Origin of the sequence: Victivallis lenta (assembly GCF_009695545.1) — a bacterium.
In the GTDB taxonomy this organism is placed as follows: Bacteria; Verrucomicrobiota; Lentisphaeria; order Victivallales; family Victivallaceae; genus Victivallis; species Victivallis lenta.
Genome location: NZ_VUNS01000004.1, coordinates 225,091 through 242,723 on the forward strand (window position 1 = coordinate 225,091; position 17,633 = coordinate 242,723).

A 17,633-nucleotide genomic window follows, 5' to 3' on the forward strand; every position below is an offset into this window, starting at 1 on the left:
CGTTTTCCACATTCTATAATATAGTCGGCCCGAAAGCGATTTACAACTTTCCGGGCGCCTCTTTTGCGCGTCTTTCGGCCCGGCGGCGGCGGAAACCGGCCACAAGGCGAAGGGTCAGATAATAACCCGGAACCGCCGTCAGGATGCCGAACAGGAGCCCGCCGGCGAAAAACGACAGGATGATCGGCGTCCCAAGCTCCATCAGCGACGCAAGCGTCCTCTCTTCAAGCAGCCCGTGGAGCTTCTCGACCAGCACCGCCCAGCGGAACGGCCGGAAGATCAGAAAACCGCCGATGTAGCACTGCAGCGGATAGATCACCAGCACCGTCGCATAGTTGCTGATGAAAGTCAGCACGACCGCCGGAATTTTCGCCCCCTTCAGCAGGAACGCAAGCGGCACCGCCGCCGCGATCTGGAAACCGATCGGGATGGCGAATCCGATAAAAATGCCGAGCGCGGCTCCGCGCGCAATATATTCCGGCGACCCGCTGTTGCGCATCACCTTCAGATAGTAGTATTTCACGATCCGGCGGCTTCGATTCAGCCAGCCGGATTTCCGCTGTGTCTCCGTCACTGTCACTATTCCCGGGATTCAAAATAACCAAACCTGTACACTATAACGGCGAATTCGGAAAAATGCAACCGTTCCACGGCTTTACTTTTCAGCTTTCTTGTGGTATTTTATGCAAAACCGTTACCGCCGTTTGCGCGGCAGAGGAGGAAATTCACGATGGAAACAGCACCCCGCTCCCTGCGGCTTCAGATTGTTGTGGCCGGACGCACGAATTCCGGCAAATCCAGTTTCCTGAACCTGATCTCCGGGCAGGATGTGGCGATCACGTCCCCGGTCCCCGGAACCACCACCGACGTCGTCGAGAAGGCGATGGAGCTGCGCCCGCTCGGGCCGGTCCTCTTTCTCGACACGGCGGGAATCGACGACCGGACCGTCCTCGGAGACCGCCGGGTCGAGCGTTCCGGGCGCGCCTTCGACCGCGCCGACGTGATCCTGCTCGTGACCGAAGCCGGCGTATGGGGCGAGCCCGAAGAACGGTTGCTCGAGGCCGCCCGCGACCGCAAAGTCAGCCTGATTCCGGTCATCAACAAAACCGATCTCGCCGAACCCTCTCCGGAATTCATCGCAAAGCTCCGGGAGGCGACCGGCTTCGAACCGCTCCGCGTATCGGCTGCCGGCGGCGACGCCGAGCGCGAACGCATCCTGCCGCAGCTCAAGGACGCGCTGCTGGCAGGGTGCCCCGACGACTTCCTCGAACCGCCGCCGCTGCTCGGCGACCTCGTGAAGCCCGGGAACACGGTCATCCTGATCGTTCCGGTCGATATCCAGGCTCCGAAGGGGCGGCTGATCCTGCCGCAGGTGCAGGCGGTCCGCGACGCACTCGACTCCGACGCGCTCTGTTACGTCGTCAAGGAAAGCGACTACAGGCGTGCGCTCGGCAACCTGCGCGAAAAACCGGCGCTCGTCGTCTGCGACTCGCAGGTCGTCGATCTCATGGTGCGCGAAACGCCGCCGGATATCGCCTGCACGACGTTCTCGATCCTCTTCGCGCGGCTGAAGGGCGATATGCCGCTGCTGGCCGGCGGCGCCGGAGCGATCCGCTTCCTGAAGCCGGGCGACCGGGTCTTTATCGCCGAAGCCTGCACGCACCATTCAAGCGAGGATGACATCGGGCGGGTCAAGATTCCGCGCTGGCTCGCGAATACGGCCGGAGGCGCGCTCGACGTCACGGTCGGCGCCGGACGCGATTACCCGCAGGACCTGTCGAGCTACAAACTGGTGGTCCACTGCGGCAGCTGCATGCTGAACCGGCGCGAAACGCTGCGCCGCATCGAACTCGCCCGCCGGGCCGGAGTTCCGATCACCAATTACGGCATGGCGATTTCGGCCTGTCACGGCGTGCTCGAACGGGTGCTCTCCCCGTTTCCCGAAGCGCTGGCCGCATTCCGGGACGGGGGCGTCGCCGAGTGAAGCGGCCGTGGGACGGTTCGCTCGACGTCCTGCGGGCCGGGGCCGCCGTCCTCGTCGTGCTGCTGCACTGTTCCGGCTCGCTCCGGCCGCTTGCCGAATTCGGGCCGGAGTGGTGGGGAACCGCGCTGCTGCAGGCATTCACGCGTTCGGCGGTGCCGCTCTTCGTCATGATTTCGGGGGCGCTCCTGATCGGGCCGGAGACGGAGAACCTCGCGGCGTTTTACCGCCGCCGGGCCTCCCGCATTCTGGTCCCGCTCATATTCTGGATGCTGTTCTATCAGCTCATTTCGACCAGGGGGCTCTCCGGCCGCATCGTCGCAACCATTTACGGCGGAACGCCCTACCCGCACCTCTGGTATCTCTATATGCTGCTCTGCCTCTATTTCGTGCTGCCGGCAGTTTCAGCAGCGTACCGTTCGATGAACCGGGGATGGCTCGTCCTGCTGTCTCTGGGACTGATCGGCTCGACATTCCTGAGTTACGCGTACAATCTCCTGGTGTTCCACCGTTTCCCGGTGCTGTTCTTCCCGCTCAAAACCATTCCGTTCATCGGCTATGCGCTGATCGGCAAAGTGTTGTACGACGCCCTGCCGCGCACCCGCAGTTCCGCGCCGTTCTGGCTGGCCGGCGCGATATGCGTCGCGGCATACCCGCCGCTGGCCGCGGCATGCCGGAGCACAACCGGATTCGGCAGTTATGCGCTCTGGCAGACTCCGGCCAGCCCGCTGGTCCTGCTCGAGTCGACCGCGTTTTTCAGTGCGGTGCTCCTGCTTCCCGCGGCGCGACGGCTCGGACTGACGCGCGGTTTTCGCCTGCTCGGCCAGCTCAGCTTCGGGGTTTACCTGATACACCCGTTCCTGATCTGGCTCCTGAAACAGTGCTGGAAAACCGCTCCGCTCTGGTATGCCGGACCGGTCCTGCTCCTGTCGCTGGCGGCGGCGTTCGGCATCAGCCGCGTGCCGGGAGTGCGGAAAATCATCGGTCTCTGACCTGGGCTCAGCAGCAGTGGACGAGCCCGTGAAGCGGCCGGCCGCAGGCGAGCGCCTGTTCAGCCGCTTCAAGCGGCAGCCCGAAGAGCGGAATGCCGCGGTCGACCGTATGCCGATAGATCTTCTCCATATCGTTGCACTCAGGCTGCGAAAGCTGAATGCCGGTCAGCTCCGGCACCCCGGCGAGAAGGTCGATGTAGTGGTCCCCCCGGCCGCAGAAGTGGACCACGCCGCCGCCGTACCGCTCCAGCAGCGCGCGGTCGAAGGGAAGAACGAATTCCGCATACATGTCGGGAGAGAGATTCATCGCCGAATCGTCGCGCAACACGATTTTGCCGCAGTGCCCCCAGCCCCAGTGGCAGCGGAAGCGGTCCGACAGCGGCGGGAATTCACGCTCCCAGCGATCCATGAACTCGCGGTAAGCTGCGGTAATCAGCTCGAAAAACGCCCGGATCAGGGCGGGATCGTCATAGAATTCCATAAAAATACCGCTGCCCCAGACCACCTCCGCGACATCCGCCGTCCCCTGCAGATCGGGGTGGTAGAGCCGGACATACTCCCGCAGTTTCGGATACGGCTCGAGCCGCGCCCGGAAAAAGGCGGCCGTGTCGAACACCTTCGGCGCCAGCCCGCGGTCGAGCGGCGGAACACCGGCATCGACAAGCCGGCGGATTCCGTCTCTCCCGTCGGCGAGCGGCATGGAGGTCGGCAGCGTATCGCAGTCGTCGTCGAGATAAAACGGTTCGACGCCGAAGAGCGACGGCAGAATGCTCGTGCCGTAATTGCAGCGGATGTTCAGGAGATTGCCGCTGCCGGCGGCGAGCGTATCCGATACGGACCTGAGTTCGCGCAGCAGAAGCAGTTCCGGGTCTCTCAGCGCATGGTTGATGAGGATGGAGGGCCACTCCAGGCGGGCGGGCGCGGCCGCACGCCGCCGCGGACGAAAAATTCCTCCGTCGAACCGGCGGTCGAGAAAGCGATTCCACTCCGCTTCGAGCGCCTCTTCCGTCTGCGGGTCAAGCCGGTTCTCCAGCTCTTCGAGAAAGGGTTCGATCATGACTGCCCTCCGGGCACAGCCTTCAGGATCTCATCCCAGTCGCCGGTCTGGCGGCTGGTTTCCCCGGGCCGCAGCACGAGGAATTCGCCGGCGGGCCAGTCGCCGTCGAGCAACATGCGGATCAGCCGGATATCGCCGTCGAGCCGGCGGAACGGCCGCCCCTCCTCCTCCGCCCTGGCGCGGCACTTCCCGAGCGCTTCGGCGCAGGGAATTTCCGGCATCGAAATAAAGCAGACCGGCTGGTACTCCCCGTCGAGCTTCGGGTGCATCGCCTCGTAGATATAGCGGGCGTTGTCCTCGCCGTACTGCTCGACCAAAGCGGCATAGCTGTCGCCGAACATCATTTCGCCGTCCGCAAAGTAGTATTCCCCGTGTTCGATATAGCCGACCGAGCTGAACGGCGTGCTCGGCATGTCGCGGAACAGCTCCTCGAACCGTTTCCGGCTGCCGAGCAGGATGCCGCAGCAGTCGTGGCTGCGCGGCAGGACAACCGGGCGGTTCCGGGCCGCCAGCCCGTCGGTTGCGCGGCCGCAGAGCCCGTAGCCGAGCAGGACCGCATCGCATCCTTCCGCCGCATCGATCCGCTGCTGAAGCATTTCGCGCAGCTTCGACGGGCGGGCGTGCTCGCCGAGCTCGAGAAACTCGATTTCGCATTCGTGTTTCGTCCGAGCGGCGGCGTACTCGATTTCGCGCTTGAACACATTGCAGGAGATCAGCTTGAATTTCATGGCAATAACAAAGCCCCGATAAAATTGTCCTCGAATTCCGGCAGCAGATTAAGCGGAATGTCCTCCGGCTCGTCGATCAGGCGCTCGAGCTGCGCCAGCCGCTCCGGCGCAGCCGCCAGCCGCGCGGCCCCGGCCAGGCTCGTATTGCCGACTACCGTGTATTCGCACTCCGGCAGCATGCCGATGCGGACGGCGTGCCCGAGATCGATGTACCGCGCAAAGCCGCCGGCCAGCCAGATCCGGCCGACCGGTTCCCCGCAATGCTCCGCCAGCGTCTGGATTCCGGCGAATACGGCGGCCTTGGCCTTCAGCAGCTGGGCGATTTCCCACTCGTGGATCGCCAGCCCCGGCGCAACCGGGAACGATTTCGCGGCCGGTTCGAGCCTGCCGAACTCATTGAGCCTGCCGCCTTCGCGCATGACCGCCAGAAAATCGATGAGCGCAGAGCCGCAGAGCCCGACCGGATCGACTCCGCCGAGCACGGACCAGCTCCCGTCCGCAAACCAGTGGTCGATCGCACCGGGCGCGGCGCGGCAGCCGCACTCGATGCCGGCCCCTTCAAAAGCCGGACCGGCCGCGGCGGCCGTGGAGTACAATTTCTCCCGCGTGCGAAAGATGATTTCGCAGTTCGTGCCGATATCGACGAGCATCTCGCCGGGCTTGAGCCCGACTTCGGCGATACCGGATGTCAGGTCGCCGCCGACATAACCGGCAATGGCCGGAACGGTCAGCAGACCGGCATCGCATTCAATGCCGAGCTCCCGCGCATCGCAGACCGGAAAAATGCGCTGCGGCGGCGTGAACGGCATGATGCCGATCGGCGTCGGGTCGATTCCGTGCAGCAGCAGACTCATAACCGTATTGCCCGATACGGCGATGCGGCTCACGCCGTCGCAGCCGAGTTCGCCGAGCAGGACGTTGATGTCGGCGACGGCGGCGGCCTGCAGCTCCCGCACTCCCTCCGCGGTGCCCGCATGGTTGATCCGGGTCACGACATTGTCGCCGAACCGGTTCTGGCTGTTGAAGCAGCCGGAGCGCGCGACGACTTCGCCGTTCCGGATTTTCACCGCCGCGACCGTCGTGGTGCCGAGATCGATGCCGATCACGGTTTCGGCGCGGACCGGCAGCGGAGATGCGCTCCATTCGACCGTGCTCTTCGCGTCGCCGCGCGCGAGCGAGAGTTCCGGGACTTCGACCTCGCCCGTCTCTCCCGCCAGCGTTGTCCGGCATGCGTTGACCGCCATCGGCTCACCGGCGATATCGACCGTCTTTCCGTTGACCAGCCAGGAACCGGCGGTCAGCAGCACCCGGCATCGGCCGCAGGTCCCTTTGCCGCCGCAGCGCAGGTCGAGCGGGAAACCGGCGGCGGCGAGAAGGGAGGTCAAGCGGCCCTCCCCGCCGCGGCGGACCGTCACCTTCATCAGCAGGCCATCAGGGAATCGACCAGCTTCACGGCGCCGTTCGCGTCGTCGCTGTAACCGTCGGCGCCGATTTCGTCGGCGTAGGCCTGCGTCACCGGCGCACCGCCGATGATGACCTTCACGCCCTTGCCTTTGAAGTGCTCGACGACATCCTTCATATAAGGCATGGTCGTGGTCAGCAGCGAGCTGCAGCCGATGATCTGGGCGCCCTTGCCGACCGCGTCCTCGTACTTCGCGATATCGCAGTTGACGCCGAGATCCATCACCTCGTAACCGGCCCCCTTCAGCATGATGCCGACGAGGTTCTTGCCGATATCGTGCAAGTCGCCCTTGACCGTGCCGATCGCGACCTTGCCGAGCGACTTGCGGCCGCTGGCGGCGATGAGCGGCTCGAGGAGCGCGAGCCCGGCCTGCATGGCGCGGGCGGCGATCAGCAGCTCCGGCACATACGCCTCGTTGCGCGAGAACTTGTCGCCGATTTCGCGCATGGCCGGAATCATCCCCCGGTCGAGGATCGCATTGATGTCCTCTTTCCCGTCGATCGCGGCCTGGACCATCGCGGTGACCTTGTTGCGGTCGCCCTTGATGACCGCCGCCTTCAATGCTTCGAAGTCAGTCATGGTGAATTCTCCTGTATGTTGTTATCGGTATGTTCCGAGTTTCAATCCGACATCCTGGAAATAGCGGTAGGTATCGTATTCGGCCGATTCCGGGATGGAGTGGTCCGAATGAAGAATAAAGCCGTTGTTCCGCATGACGGCCGGTATCTTGCTTTCGAGCTCGCGCCGGATGCCGTCACGGTCGTTGGCAGCCACCGGGCGCACGTCGAGCCCGCCCATCAGGGCGATCTTTTCGCCGTAGTCGCGGCTGATCCGCAGCAGGTCCATGCCGGCCTTGACCTCCATCGCCTGCAGGCAGTCGATGCCGGCTTCGACCATGCCCGGCAGCAGCGGCTCGACAAAACCGCATGAGTGCATGATGACCGGCAGGCCGTGCGCGTGCGCGAAATCGATGGTCCTCCTGTGGAACGGCATGACCAGTTCGCGGTACATCTCAGGCGACATGAACGGACGGTTCTTGAACCCCATGTCCTCGAAAAACCAGACTCCGTCCGGCAGCCCCTCGCGTTCGAACAATATCTCCCACATGCCGATGCACATGTCGGCATAGGTTCTGCCCATATCGAGCACCCACTCCGGATCGAGCGCCATGCCCATCAGGTAGTTTTCGTGCCCGCAAAGCGGGTGGATCGATTCGAAGATGTTGACGCCGGCCCAGCAGAAGAAGCGCCCCTGCTCCTCGCAGATCCGGCGGGTGCGCCGGTAGCCCTCGAAATCGATGCGGTCCGGCGACGGGGTCAGAAACGGTTTGGCGAACTCCTCCCAGCCGGCGCGATCCGCGACGCGGTAGCCGATGTGTTCGGGTGTGCTGTCGTGCGTCTTGTACCGCCGCAGGGTCGCGCCGTTGCCGTCGAGATACGTGCAGGTGTCTTCGTCCTCCGCGACGAGCTCGTCCCGTTTATGCGGCTCCACCTTGAGGTTGAAGCTCCAGGAGAGGTCGATGTCGAGATTGAAGTGTTCGGATGCGGAAACTCCCGCCGGCATTTTCCCGGCTTCGACCCAGTTGCGAATCGTGAAGTTCCAGAACTGCTCCATCACCGCAATGCGGTCCACGGGCAAATGCCGCAGCTGGCGGCACACCCGTTCCTTTCCGGTCAATGGTTCCATGGCTTTCCTGTTCCCGGTTGTTTACGGCGCCTGAAAAACGCTTTCTTATATTTTACCCTGAAATAATGGCTTATTCTTCTTTTCTTTTGAAAACTTTTGCTCTATATTAATCTATCATGAGACCAATCACACTCGAACTCGACAATTTCATCAATCCGGCGGTGGGGGCCGAAGTTTCGTTCCACTCGATTTCGTGGAATGCGGGGCGGAAACAGTCTTCGATCCCGAGCGGCGGCAATCTGCACTATCACTCGCTGCCGTCGGGAGGGACGGTGGAGCACTCCCACGAGTTCGGCGAGCTGATCCTGATCCTCTCCGGATCGATCGTCCACCGGGTCAACGGCGAACGGCAGCTGCTCGAAGCGAACTCGATCGCCTTCGTGCGGCCGGACGACCGCCACGGCTTCCTGCCGGCGCCGGACGCCCCGAACTGCGAGCTTCTTTTGCTCTCGTTTCACCTCGAATTTTTCGTAACGATCAGCCGCTACCTCGAGGACGACGGCTTTCTGCACCGCTATACCGAAGGGGTCCTGCCCGCCGTGTTCCGGCTGCCGGAGAGCCGGATGAACGAGCTGTCGCTCCAGCTGCTGAACCTGAACAGCCGGAACTCGACCCCGGCGGTGCGGAAGATCCGCTTCAAGGTGATTCTGGTCGAGCTGTTCACGCGCTTCTTTCTCGCGCCGGACAATGCGGAACATGCGTCGCGGGCGCCGGAGTGGCTCGACACGCTCTGCGAACTTATGCGGAAGCCGGAAAACTTCATTCCGGGACTGCACCGCATGCAGCAGCTCTCCGGCTACACGCCGGAGCATCTCTGCAAGGTGTTCCGGAAGTATCTCGACAAATCGCCGACCGAATATGTGAACGAACTGCGGATCAACCACGCCGCCCGGCTGCTGGCCGACACGGACGAACCGATCGCTTCGATCTCGTACCGGCTCAACTTCCAGAGCCTGAGCCGGTTCTACCACCTGTTCCGGAAACAGTACGCCTGCACCCCGGCCGAATACCGGAGGCGGGCGCTGTCGGCGAAACGCCTGCTCTGAAGGCAGCAGCCTATTTCGAATGCGAGACGACCTCGCCCGGAACGGTCATGCTGTTCTCGGAGAGGCTGCGGCCCGGATAGATCGCGGTGTGAATTCCGGTGTGGACGTTTTCACCGATGATCGCGCCGAACTTCCGGCGGCCGGTGTCCACGAACGCCTGGTTCTCCAGCCAGCGGTGGTTGCGGCCGTCGTGGCGCAGGTTCGAGATGATCGTCCCGGCCCCGAAGTTGACCCGGTCGCAGATGACCGAATCGCCCGCATAGCTCAAATGCCCGACGCTGACCTTGTCGCCGAGCAGCGAATTCTTGATTTCGACCGCCTGGCCGATATGACAGCGGTCGCCGACCGAGGTGTTGCCGCGGATGTAGCAGTTCGGCCCGATCTTGCAGTCCTCGCCGATGACGACGTTGCCCTCGATGTAGACGCCCGGCAGAATCACGCTGCCGCGACCGAGATGCACAAAGCCGTCGAACGTCGCACCGGCGCGGACGGTTCCCTCGATGCGGTTCCCGGTCAGCGCCCCGACCAGCTGCTCATTCAGTGCGAGCAGGTCCCATGGGTGGCGAATCCGGAACGAATCGGCGTCGATCGGAATCTGCCCCGGCGCTCCCGATACGCCGGGGATGCAGAGCTCCATGACCGTCGCGCCGTCGGAGGGGTCGACGACCGCGCAGTTGCCGGAGCCGAGCGCGACGAGCGCCGCAAACGCCGGGGACGGCAGAAAATCGGCCCGGCAGGTCAGCTTCCGGTCAGCCGGGAGCTCGGGGAAACGCTCCAGAATCAGGTCGCGCACCAGCTTCCCGGCCACCTTGATCGAACCGGCTTCGCGCGTGATCGGCCAGAGGCCGGGAACTTTGACGGGAATAATTTCAACGGACATGGCAAACCTCCTCGCTGGACAATGATCGTTTGGGACAATATACCACAAGAAAGGGGCCGTTGCAAACCGTCACTGCCGGTTCGGCGTCCATTTCCACGCATCGATATCGTAACCGGAGGCGAGCCGCCTGCGCAGATTGCCGTCGACGGCGGTGAAGAAGCTGAGCCCGGTGACCGATTCCACCGTATCGACCGAAACCGCGAACTCGTACAGCTTCCGGTCGCTTCCGGCGTTCGGGAGAATGAAGCCGATCATGGCCGGCGGCTTCGCCTTCGGCGCGTAGACGACCTTGTAGCAGGCCTGCGGCACCGCGACGTTATTGCGCCCGATCACCTTGTTTGAACGGGCGAACACCGGCCCGGTGACGACATGGATTTCACCGTGATCGACCGCCCAGTCGCGCACCTTCTCTTCGAGCTTCTTCCAGATGCCGCGGTTGAATTCGGGCTGCTGCGGGGACATATTCGAGTAGTAAAAGCTCTCCGACATCGCCTTCCGCGCCCAGCCCATATCGGCGGCGGGGGCGAGATGGCCGCGGTCGAAGCCGCTCTTCGCATAATCCTCGGCCCGGGCCGAGCCGGTCGAAATGTAGGGATCGACCCGAAAGTCGTCGGTCCGGGAAACGGTTTTCTCGAGCACTTCCTCCGCAGTCAGCGTGTAGGCGACCCAGAGCGGCTGCTCATACTGCTCGGAGTAGCCGAGCGCATAGCCTCGCCGGTCGATGACGGCGTCGGTCATACCCGGCACGCCGAGCGACAGATTATCGTACGGGGAGTTGAGCGCATCCTCCGGCGTTCTGATCGAAATGGTCGGGTCCGGCACCATCAGGAGCCGGTCCTTCAGGAAATACGCCTGCGCCCGGAGCTGCTGGTAGTACGGCAGGCTGTCGGCGTACTTCTCCCCGATCTGCCAGAGACCGGCACCGGTCGCGGCCGTCAGGAAGGCCAGAAAGCTGAACAGCTTCAGCAGCGGATGCTTCCGCTTCGGCGCCTTTTTTCCGGCCGAAGCGGCCTTCTTTCGCGGCGCGGCGCCGGATTTCCCGGCCGCCGCGCGTTTTCGTGTCGCCATGCCGCCGGTCCCTTACTTCACGACGGGACGATGCAGCGGCAGCTTCCAGAGTTCGGCCATCGTGCTCGGGATCGCGATGTTCTCGATGACGCCCGAGAACCGGTCGGAACCGGGACCGAAGGCGAAAACCGGCACAGGGGCCCCGGTGTGGCTCTGCGTCGTGTAGTGGATGAACGGCCGCTGCGGGTCGCGGTAATTCGGGGCGCAGTAAAGGCCGCCGGTCTCATGGTCGGCCGTCACCACAATCAGCGTGTCGCTGTTCCGCTTTGCGAAATCGAGCGCGGCCCTGACCGTGAAATCGACCATGAGGGGACCGTTCGCACTGAGCTCGGGGTTGTTGCCGTGGCCGCCGTAGTCCGGAAAATGCCCCTCGATCATGATGAAGAATCCCTTCGGGTTGGCCGAAAGCCGTTCGAACGCCTCGGCGGCAATCTGCGAAAGCAGCTTCGTATCCTGCTGCCAGCCGTCGATGAAGCCGAAAACCGGAAGCTTCTCCGCATTGCGGAAGCTGTCGAGGCTGTCGATCCGGATATATCCCTTCCCGATGAACTCGTCGACGATGCTGCGCCCGTCCTTGCGGCTGCCCTTTTCAGCCTCGGGCAGATACGCCCTGATGCCGTTCCCGATCAGAAGCTGATAGTTCGTGCCGAGCTGGTCGGCAGCGATTTCGGACGCCATGCCGCGGCTCGGGACGTGGGCGGAAAAAGCAGCCGGAGTCGCACCGGTCAGCGAATCGGTCGTGATGATGCCGACCGAACGGCCGGAGTCGCGCGCCTCTTCCGCGATGGAACGGAGCGCCTCCTTCTCCGGCGTCATGCCGACAAAGCCGTTGTTGGTTTTGTATCCGCTCGAAAGCGCGGTTCCGCTCGCGGCCGAGTCGGTCACCGGGCTGTTGGCGGAATAAGTCAGCGCCATGCCGTTCACCGGCAGCTGCTCCATGACCAGCGACTGCGGTCTGGCGTGGGCGTGGAGCCCGGCGAACTTGACCGCCCCCTGCCCCATGCCGTCGCCGATGATGAAGATGATGTTCTTCGGCGTGCCGGTGCGCGGATATTCCGCAAGTTCGGCCGCATCGACCGGCTCCGGCGCCGGATAGGTGCCGCGCAGCTCTTTCTTCACGTAGATCGGCTTCAGGGAGACCGCATCGCCGATCGAGGCGGCCGCGACCATCCAGACCGCGTCTTCCCCGGCATCGAACCGGACCGCTTTCACCGGCTTTTCATCGAGGTCGAACCGCGAGCCGTACAGCGAAACCTGGGAGTTGTTGTTGTAGACGCTCCAGATCCGGACCGCGTTTTTTTCGCCGGCGTTGCTCCACCAGTCGGCGACGTCGCGGCCGGCGCGGATGCGGAACTCTTTCGTCCTGCCGTCCGCATACTCGACGGTCAGCCGGCCGACCAGATTCTTCTTCGGGTTCAGCCAGGCCCCGGCATGCAGCAGATAAAGCTTCCTGCCGGAGAGCGGCTCGGAAAGTTCGACCCGCGCCTGCTTCGGCAGGTAGTTCCGGTTTTCGGCGGCGGCAAGCACGATGCAGGATTTTCCGCCGCTCCTGCCGTCGTCGAGAATGGAGAACGGAACGCCGCCCAGCGTCTGCACGCCGGATTTCAGCAGCCGCAGGTCATTGGCCCCCTGGTCGGTCCAGCCGCCTCTGCGGTCGTCGGCCGTCTCATCGGCAAATGCGGAATTGGCGCCCGACGAGAGATCGAGCGGCCGGATGTCCGCCGCGGGGAGCCTTCCGGCCAGCAGGGCGGCGAAGAGAACGAGTGTAAAAATGCGCATGTCGAACCTTCTTCCTGTTTACTGTTTTTACAAGTGCATTGGGAAAGTATAACACAGGTCCATTTCAAAATCCAATCCGTTCCCGGAATTTTTCTCCGGAAAATTTCATAAAAAGCGCCGGAATGCTCTTTGCCGGTCCGATTCAGAACGTTTTCCCGCATTCCCCGCTTGAAATACGGCCGTTTTTGTGGCATATTATAAAGTTTAAGTTTACATAAAAGAAAAAACCGGAGGCAGGGACGGTGCGTTCCCGCGGGAGGTTTGCAACGGTAATCGATTATTGAGAAGGAGGATTCCCACATGAACGAGAGTCCCGAATTTGTGACGCTTCAGATCGAAGACAAAATGGTGCGGCTGCCGGTCGTGGTCGGCTCCGAGGGCGAAAAGGCGATCGACATCGCGAATCTGCGCCGGGAAACCGGTTATGTCACACTCGACCCGAGTTTTATGAACACAGCGGCCTGCTACAGCCAGATCACGTATATCGACGGGGAAAAAGGCATTCTGCGCTATCGCGGCATTCCGATCGAGGATCTGGTCAAGAAAACCATGTTCGTCGAGGTCGCGTACCTGCTCGTTCACGGGGAACTGCCGACCGAGGATGAACGTCAGAAATTCTCCGAACTCCTGAACGTGAATTCGATGCTGCACGAGGATATGCGCCATTTCTTCGACCACTTTCCGGCCGGAGCGCACCCGATGCACATCCTCTCGACGATGATCAACGCCCTGGCGGCCTTCTATCCGAACGTGGACCTCAAATCGATGGCCGACGACATCGACGTGTCGACCGCGCGGCTGATCTCGATCGTCCGCACCATGGCGGCGTTCGCCTACAAGAAGTCGATCGGCGACCCGGTGGTCTACCCGCGGCACGACCTTTCGTACTGCGCGAACTTCCTGAACATGATGTTCGACTCGCCGGTGAAGCCGTACCAGATCCACCCCGAAGCGGTGCGGATTCTGAACATTCTCTTCATCCTGCACGCCGATCACGAACAGAACTGTTCGACGACGACCGTCCGCACGGTCGGCAGCGCGCAGGTGAACTTGTACGCAACGATCTCGGCCGGTATTTCGGCGCTTTCCGGTCCGCTGCACGGCGGCGCGAACCAGGAAGTCATCGAAATGCTGAAGCTGATCCAGGCCGACGGCAACGTCCGCAAATTCATCGACATGGCGAAAGACCGCAACAACCCGTTCCGGCTGATGGGCTTCGGGCACCGGGTCTACAAAACCTACGATCCGCGCGCCGCGATCATCAAGAAGGAGTGCCATGCCTACCTCGAAAAGACGAATTACAGCGATCCGCTGCTCGATGTGGCGCGCCAGGTCGAAGAGGTCGCTCTGACCGATCCGTATTTCATCGAGCGGAACCTCTACCCGAACGTCGATTTCTACACCGGAATCCTCTATCGGGCTCTCGGCATCCCCGAGAACATGTTCACGGTGATGTTCGCCCTCGCCCGCCTGCCGGGCTGGGTCGCGCACTGGAAGGAGATGATCGGCGGAACGACGAAAATCGTGCGGCCGCGCCAGGTCTATATCGGCAAGACCCCGGCGGAGACCGCCGAAGTCCTGGCCCGGCGCGAACTGCTGAACTGATCCGCGCCGCGCCAGACAAACCCGATAAAAATAACCGGAGGGGGCGAAATGCTTCCTCCGGTTTTTTATCGTCTTCCGGCACGGCCGGAAACGGGCCTCCCGGCCATCCGGCCGGGAGGCGATGCGGGTCAGAGCTGGCGGGCCAGCTTCTCCACCCGTTCCTGAACGGCAAAGGGCATCAGGCAGAAGCCGAACCGGTGCGTGCCGGAGTGAATCCGGTAACGGGGCCGGGTGTCTTCACCGCAGCTGTGAGTGCCGAGTCCGCGCTGACCGAGATCGAGGTTGAAGCAGGTTTCGGGCCGCGCTTCGAGCTCGTTCGTATGGTTCGCCGCCAGGAAGTCCGCCGGAGTGAAATGAAGTGCCGAGCACTCCATCCCCTGCGGCGCGACGGCGAGCAGTCCGGCGACGCCGTTGTCGACGGCCGCAAAGCGAACGGCGGTGTGATTGCCGCACTCCTGCGGCAGAATATACGGCACATACTGTTCCGTCACGGTCTGTCTGTAGAGCGACACGAGGCTTCCGGCACGGCGGTCGCAGTAGTTTTCGTGCGGACCGTTGCCGAAAAACGTGAAGTTCTCGAAACCGGCCGGCAGGGCGATGCTCCAGCCGAGGCGCGGCAGGTCGTCGAGTTCGGGCGGCACATCGAATTCGAGATTGACGGCGAGCGCTCCGGTCTCGAGCAGCGCGAGCGAACGCTTCACGGTCAGTTTCGCCTTGTTCTTCGCGGTATAGACGGCGGCGGATTCGGCCGTAAAGACGCCGTTCTCCATCCGGAATTCCGCAGGGGAGGACTCCGCTTCGAGTCCGTCAAGCCCGTAGACCTCAAGCCAGCGGAAGCCGACCTTGCGCTCATCGGTATGGATGAAGCAGCGGATCGCGTCGTTGTCGGTCGCGCCGCGCAGGAACTGCTCGGCCGGCGCGGCCGCCAGCAGTTCAACGCCGCGGAACTTCCATGACTCGGGAACGCCGGCGGCGCCGAAAACGAGAACCGAATCGCCGACGGCGACCGTATCGCCGGAGCGTTCGAGCTTCGCAGCCGGCAGAGCCGAAGCCGCTCCTGCCGGAGGCGGCAGCTCGAGCTTGAACTGCTCATGCCCGACCTCGAAACCGGCCTCCGCCCAGGGCGCAGCCGATTTCTGCGCGGCAGTGAAGATGATGAACGCCTCCTGGTTGCGGCCGAGCTCCGGCAGATGCCACGGCACCGTGAAGCGGGCCTGCGACTGCGGCATAACGGACGGCAGTTCGAGCGTCCCCCGGTCGACGACCTCGCCGTCCACCTCGATGCGGTACGAGAAGGCGAGTTCGTCCAGCGTCTTGAAATAGTGATAGTTCACCAGCTCGAACACTCCGGCCGACAGCTCCGCGGCGCGGATCGTGAACGGCTTGGCGAGATATTTGAATTCGAACATCGACGGGTGCGGCACGCGGTCCGGCCAGATCATGCCGTTGCAGCAGAAATCGAAGTCGTTCGGAAAATCGCCGAAATCGCCGCCGTAGGCGTAGAATTTCCGCCCCTTCGCATCGCTCTTTTCGATGCCCTGGTCGACCCAGTCCCAGATGAAGCCCCCCTGCATGCGGCGCTCGCGGCGGAACAACTCGAAATAGTGGACGAGCGACCCGTTGCTGTTGCCCATCGCATGCGTGTATTCGCACATGATGAACGGGCGCGGATCGTTGTGGGCCAGATACTGGTCGATCGAATCGAACGACGCATACATCGGGCAGATCGAGTCGCTGATTTCGGCGTTGAGCCCTTCGAGCGTCGCCCACGCGCCCCACTCTTCTCCTTCGCGCTCCCAGATATGCCTGCGCATGGCGCCTTCATAGTGAACGAGGCGGGTCGGGTCGTAGCGGCGAATCCAGCCGGCCATCGCGCCGAAGTTAGCCCCCATGCCGGATTCGTTGCCGAGCGACCACTCGAAAACGCACGGATGGTTCTTGTCGCGGACGACCATGCGCGTCACCCGCTCCATCATGGCCGGCAGCCATTCGGGGTCGTCGGTGATGAAGTCGTAGAAGGCGTGGCACTCGATGTTCGTCTCGTCGATGACATAGAGTCCGTAGTGGTCGCAGAGCGAGCAGAAACGCGGGTCGTTCGGGTAGTGGCAGGTGCGCACGGCGTTGAAATTGAAGGATTTCATCAGCTCGACGTCGCGGCGCATCAGCTCGAACGGAACGGTTTTGCCGTGAACCGGGTCGAAGTCGTGCCGGTTCACGCCGAAGAATTTGACCGGCTGCCCGTTCACGAGGATGTTGCCGCCCTTAAGCTCGACCGACTTGAAGCCGATGTCGCACCCGGTCGCTTCGACGACTCTCTTTTCCGGATCAAGCAGCGTCACGGTCAGCCGGTACAGATTCGGCGTTTCGGCGGACCAGAGGGCCGGGGCCGGAACGGCGATTTTCCGGAACCCGACCGGAATCCCCTTGTTCACGACGAATTCGACGGTCTCGGGCTCGTCGAACACCATGTTCCCGGCCGAATCGTAGAGGCGGACAACCGCGGTGTAGCCCTCGGGGTGGATCTCGCAGGAAAAACCGGCATCGACCTGAAGCTCGAGAACGCCGTCGGTGTAATCGTTCACGAGCTTCGTCCTGGCGAACACGTCGGCGATGTACTGCGGCGCGGTGTGATACAGATAGACGTCCCGGTAGATGCCGGCCATCCACCAGTGGTCCTGATCCTCGAGGACGCTGCCGTCGGACCAGCGGATCACGATGACGGCGAGCGAGTTTTCGCCGGTGCGGACGAACGGGGTAACGTCGAATTCGGCGCAGGTGCGCGAATCCTTCGACATGCCGACCTCGACGCCGTTCACATAGACGAAGAAGCAGCTTTCGACACCGCTGAAATGCAGCACGAAACGGCGTCCGGCGAGCGATGCGTCAACCTCGAACGTGCGCCGGTAGACACCGGTCGGATTCTCCTTCGGGACGAAGGGAGGCTGGTGCGGCCACGGCATCTGAACGTTCGTATAATGCGGCTTGTCATACCCCTGCATGGTCCAGTTGCCGGGAACGGTGATCCCGTCCCAGCCGGAGTCGTCGAAACGCTCGCCGGTGAACGCCTCCTCGACCTGCTCGGGACAGGCCAGACAGCGGAACTTCCATTCGCCGTTCAGATTCATGATCTGCGGACAGTCGAACGGCTCGAACGACACCTTTTTCGCCTGCTGCTCGTCCGGGAACGGAAACAGCGTGGAGCGGCTGCGCAGACGGTTGATGCTCGTGGCGAGCGGCTTCTCCCAGAGCCGGACCGATTTGCAATCGAACAATTTCATGGTATATTTCCCCATATTTGATTTGTGTGCGTTTATCTATTAAGATAACACGCTTTCTGAGGAATGAAATA

At 62.7% G+C, this 17,633-nt stretch carries 14 protein-coding genes; 4 read left to right on the forward strand and 10 right to left on the reverse strand.

What is annotated here, in order from left to right:
* Positions 1 to 40: 40 nt before the first annotated feature.
* On the reverse strand, positions 41 to 574 hold the full coding sequence (locus tag FYJ85_RS06080) for a DUF2062 domain-containing protein (protein ID WP_106054458.1): 534 nt from the start codon (positions 572 to 574) through the stop codon (positions 41 to 43).
* A 156-nt stretch (positions 575 to 730) separates the two neighbouring features.
* Here FYJ85_RS06080 and hydF point away from each other — a divergent pair, with 156 nt between their 5' ends.
* A complete protein-coding gene (hydF, locus tag FYJ85_RS06085) occupies positions 731 to 1,984 on the forward strand; it encodes a [FeFe] hydrogenase H-cluster maturation GTPase HydF (protein ID WP_154417292.1) in 1,254 nt (417 codons plus the stop codon).
* Complete coding sequence (locus FYJ85_RS06090) at positions 1,981 to 2,973, forward strand: acyltransferase family protein (protein ID WP_206212993.1); 993 nt, start codon at positions 1,981 to 1,983, stop codon at positions 2,971 to 2,973. The genes hydF and FYJ85_RS06090 overlap by 4 nt, the downstream gene beginning before the upstream one ends.
* 7 nt (positions 2,974 to 2,980) lie before the next feature.
* On the opposite strand, the gene FYJ85_RS06095 is transcribed toward FYJ85_RS06090, so the two are convergent.
* Genes FYJ85_RS06095 through FYJ85_RS06115 form a run of 5 tightly spaced genes read right to left on the reverse strand, consistent with a single transcriptional unit; the run spans position 2,981 to position 7,906 of the window.
* Positions 2,981 to 4,030 carry a uroporphyrinogen decarboxylase/cobalamine-independent methonine synthase family protein gene (locus FYJ85_RS06095; protein ID WP_154417296.1) on the reverse strand — a complete coding sequence of 350 codons (1,050 nt, stop codon included), beginning with the start codon at positions 4,028 to 4,030 and terminating at the stop codon, positions 2,981 to 2,983.
* The gene (locus tag FYJ85_RS06100) at positions 4,027 to 4,758 is read right to left on the reverse strand and encodes a DUF1638 domain-containing protein (RefSeq protein WP_154417298.1); all 732 of its coding nucleotides are present in this window, start codon (positions 4,756 to 4,758) and stop codon (positions 4,027 to 4,029) included. The genes FYJ85_RS06095 and FYJ85_RS06100 overlap by 4 nt, the downstream gene beginning before the upstream one ends.
* Positions 4,755 to 6,179: an ASKHA domain-containing protein gene (locus tag FYJ85_RS06105; protein WP_154417300.1), complete on the reverse strand. Its 1,425-nt coding sequence runs from the start codon at positions 6,177 to 6,179 to the stop codon at positions 4,755 to 4,757. Before FYJ85_RS06105 ends, FYJ85_RS06100 begins: the two co-directional genes overlap by 4 nt.
* Positions 6,179 to 6,799 (reverse strand): cobalamin B12-binding domain-containing protein, encoded by a 621-nt coding sequence (locus tag FYJ85_RS06110; protein WP_154417302.1) that lies wholly within the window; start codon positions 6,797 to 6,799, stop codon positions 6,179 to 6,181. Before FYJ85_RS06110 ends, FYJ85_RS06105 begins: the two co-directional genes overlap by 1 nt.
* A gap of 21 nt (positions 6,800 to 6,820) precedes the next feature.
* On the reverse strand, positions 6,821 to 7,906 hold the full coding sequence (locus tag FYJ85_RS06115; protein ID WP_154417304.1) for a uroporphyrinogen decarboxylase family protein: 1,086 nt from the start codon (positions 7,904 to 7,906) through the stop codon (positions 6,821 to 6,823).
* A 116-nt stretch (positions 7,907 to 8,022) separates the two neighbouring features.
* On the opposite strand from FYJ85_RS06115, the gene FYJ85_RS06120 reads away from it, so the two are divergent.
* Positions 8,023 to 8,952, forward strand: coding sequence for a helix-turn-helix transcriptional regulator (locus FYJ85_RS06120; protein WP_106054450.1), 930 nt, complete (start codon positions 8,023 to 8,025; stop codon positions 8,950 to 8,952).
* Positions 8,953 to 8,962: 10 nt separating this feature from the next.
* Here FYJ85_RS06120 and FYJ85_RS06125 read toward each other — a convergent pair whose 3' ends face one another.
* The 3 genes from FYJ85_RS06125 to FYJ85_RS06135 form a co-directional block, all read right to left on the reverse strand.
* Positions 8,963 to 9,832 carry a hypothetical protein gene (locus FYJ85_RS06125; protein ID WP_154417306.1) on the reverse strand — a complete coding sequence of 290 codons (870 nt, stop codon included), beginning with the start codon at positions 9,830 to 9,832 and terminating at the stop codon, positions 8,963 to 8,965.
* 69 nt (positions 9,833 to 9,901) lie between these two features.
* Positions 9,902 to 10,900, reverse strand: coding sequence for a DNA/RNA non-specific endonuclease (locus FYJ85_RS06130; RefSeq protein ID WP_106054448.1), 999 nt, complete (start codon positions 10,898 to 10,900; stop codon positions 9,902 to 9,904).
* Positions 10,901 to 10,912: 12 nt separating this feature from the next.
* Positions 10,913 to 12,679: an alkaline phosphatase gene (locus tag FYJ85_RS06135; protein WP_106054447.1), complete on the reverse strand. Its 1,767-nt coding sequence runs from the start codon at positions 12,677 to 12,679 to the stop codon at positions 10,913 to 10,915.
* A gap of 300 nt (positions 12,680 to 12,979) precedes the next feature.
* Here FYJ85_RS06135 and FYJ85_RS06140 point away from each other — a divergent pair, with 300 nt between their 5' ends.
* Positions 12,980 to 14,284, forward strand: coding sequence for a citrate synthase (locus FYJ85_RS06140; protein ID WP_106054446.1), 1,305 nt, complete (start codon positions 12,980 to 12,982; stop codon positions 14,282 to 14,284).
* A 128-nt stretch (positions 14,285 to 14,412) separates the two neighbouring features.
* Here FYJ85_RS06140 and FYJ85_RS06145 read toward each other — a convergent pair whose 3' ends face one another.
* Positions 14,413 to 17,562: a glycoside hydrolase family 2 TIM barrel-domain containing protein gene (locus tag FYJ85_RS06145; RefSeq protein WP_206212994.1), complete on the reverse strand. Its 3,150-nt coding sequence runs from the start codon at positions 17,560 to 17,562 to the stop codon at positions 14,413 to 14,415.
* Between the last annotated feature and the right edge of the window lie 71 nt (positions 17,563 to 17,633).

Excerpts from the sequence above, each read along its gene's own strand:
- hydF (WP_154417292.1), top strand. The coding sequence starts at position 731 with ATGGAAACAGCACCCCGCTCCCTGCGGCTTCAGATTGTTGTGGCCGGA.
- FYJ85_RS06095 (WP_154417296.1), bottom strand. The coding sequence starts at position 4,030 with ATGATCGAACCCTTTCTCGAAGAGCTGGAGAACCGGCTTGACCCGCAG.
- FYJ85_RS06100 (WP_154417298.1), bottom strand. The coding sequence starts at position 4,758 with ATGAAATTCAAGCTGATCTCCTGCAATGTGTTCAAGCGCGAAATCGAG.
- FYJ85_RS06105 (WP_154417300.1), bottom strand. The coding sequence starts at position 6,179 with ATGAAGGTGACGGTCCGCCGCGGCGGGGAGGGCCGCTTGACCTCCCTT.
- FYJ85_RS06110 (WP_154417302.1), bottom strand. The coding sequence starts at position 6,799 with ATGACTGACTTCGAAGCATTGAAGGCGGCGGTCATCAAGGGCGACCGC.
- FYJ85_RS06115 (WP_154417304.1), bottom strand. The coding sequence starts at position 7,906 with ATGGAACCATTGACCGGAAAGGAACGGGTGTGCCGCCAGCTGCGGCAT.
- FYJ85_RS06120 (WP_106054450.1), top strand. The coding sequence starts at position 8,023 with ATGAGACCAATCACACTCGAACTCGACAATTTCATCAATCCGGCGGTG.
- FYJ85_RS06125 (WP_154417306.1), bottom strand. The coding sequence starts at position 9,832 with ATGTCCGTTGAAATTATTCCCGTCAAAGTTCCCGGCCTCTGGCCGATC.
- FYJ85_RS06130 (WP_106054448.1), bottom strand. The coding sequence starts at position 10,900 with ATGGCGACACGAAAACGCGCGGCGGCCGGGAAATCCGGCGCCGCGCCG.
- FYJ85_RS06135 (WP_106054447.1), bottom strand. The coding sequence starts at position 12,679 with ATGCGCATTTTTACACTCGTTCTCTTCGCCGCCCTGCTGGCCGGAAGG.
- FYJ85_RS06140 (WP_106054446.1), top strand. The coding sequence starts at position 12,980 with ATGAACGAGAGTCCCGAATTTGTGACGCTTCAGATCGAAGACAAAATG.
- FYJ85_RS06145 (WP_206212994.1), bottom strand. The coding sequence starts at position 17,562 with ATGAAATTGTTCGATTGCAAATCGGTCCGGCTCTGGGAGAAGCCGCTC.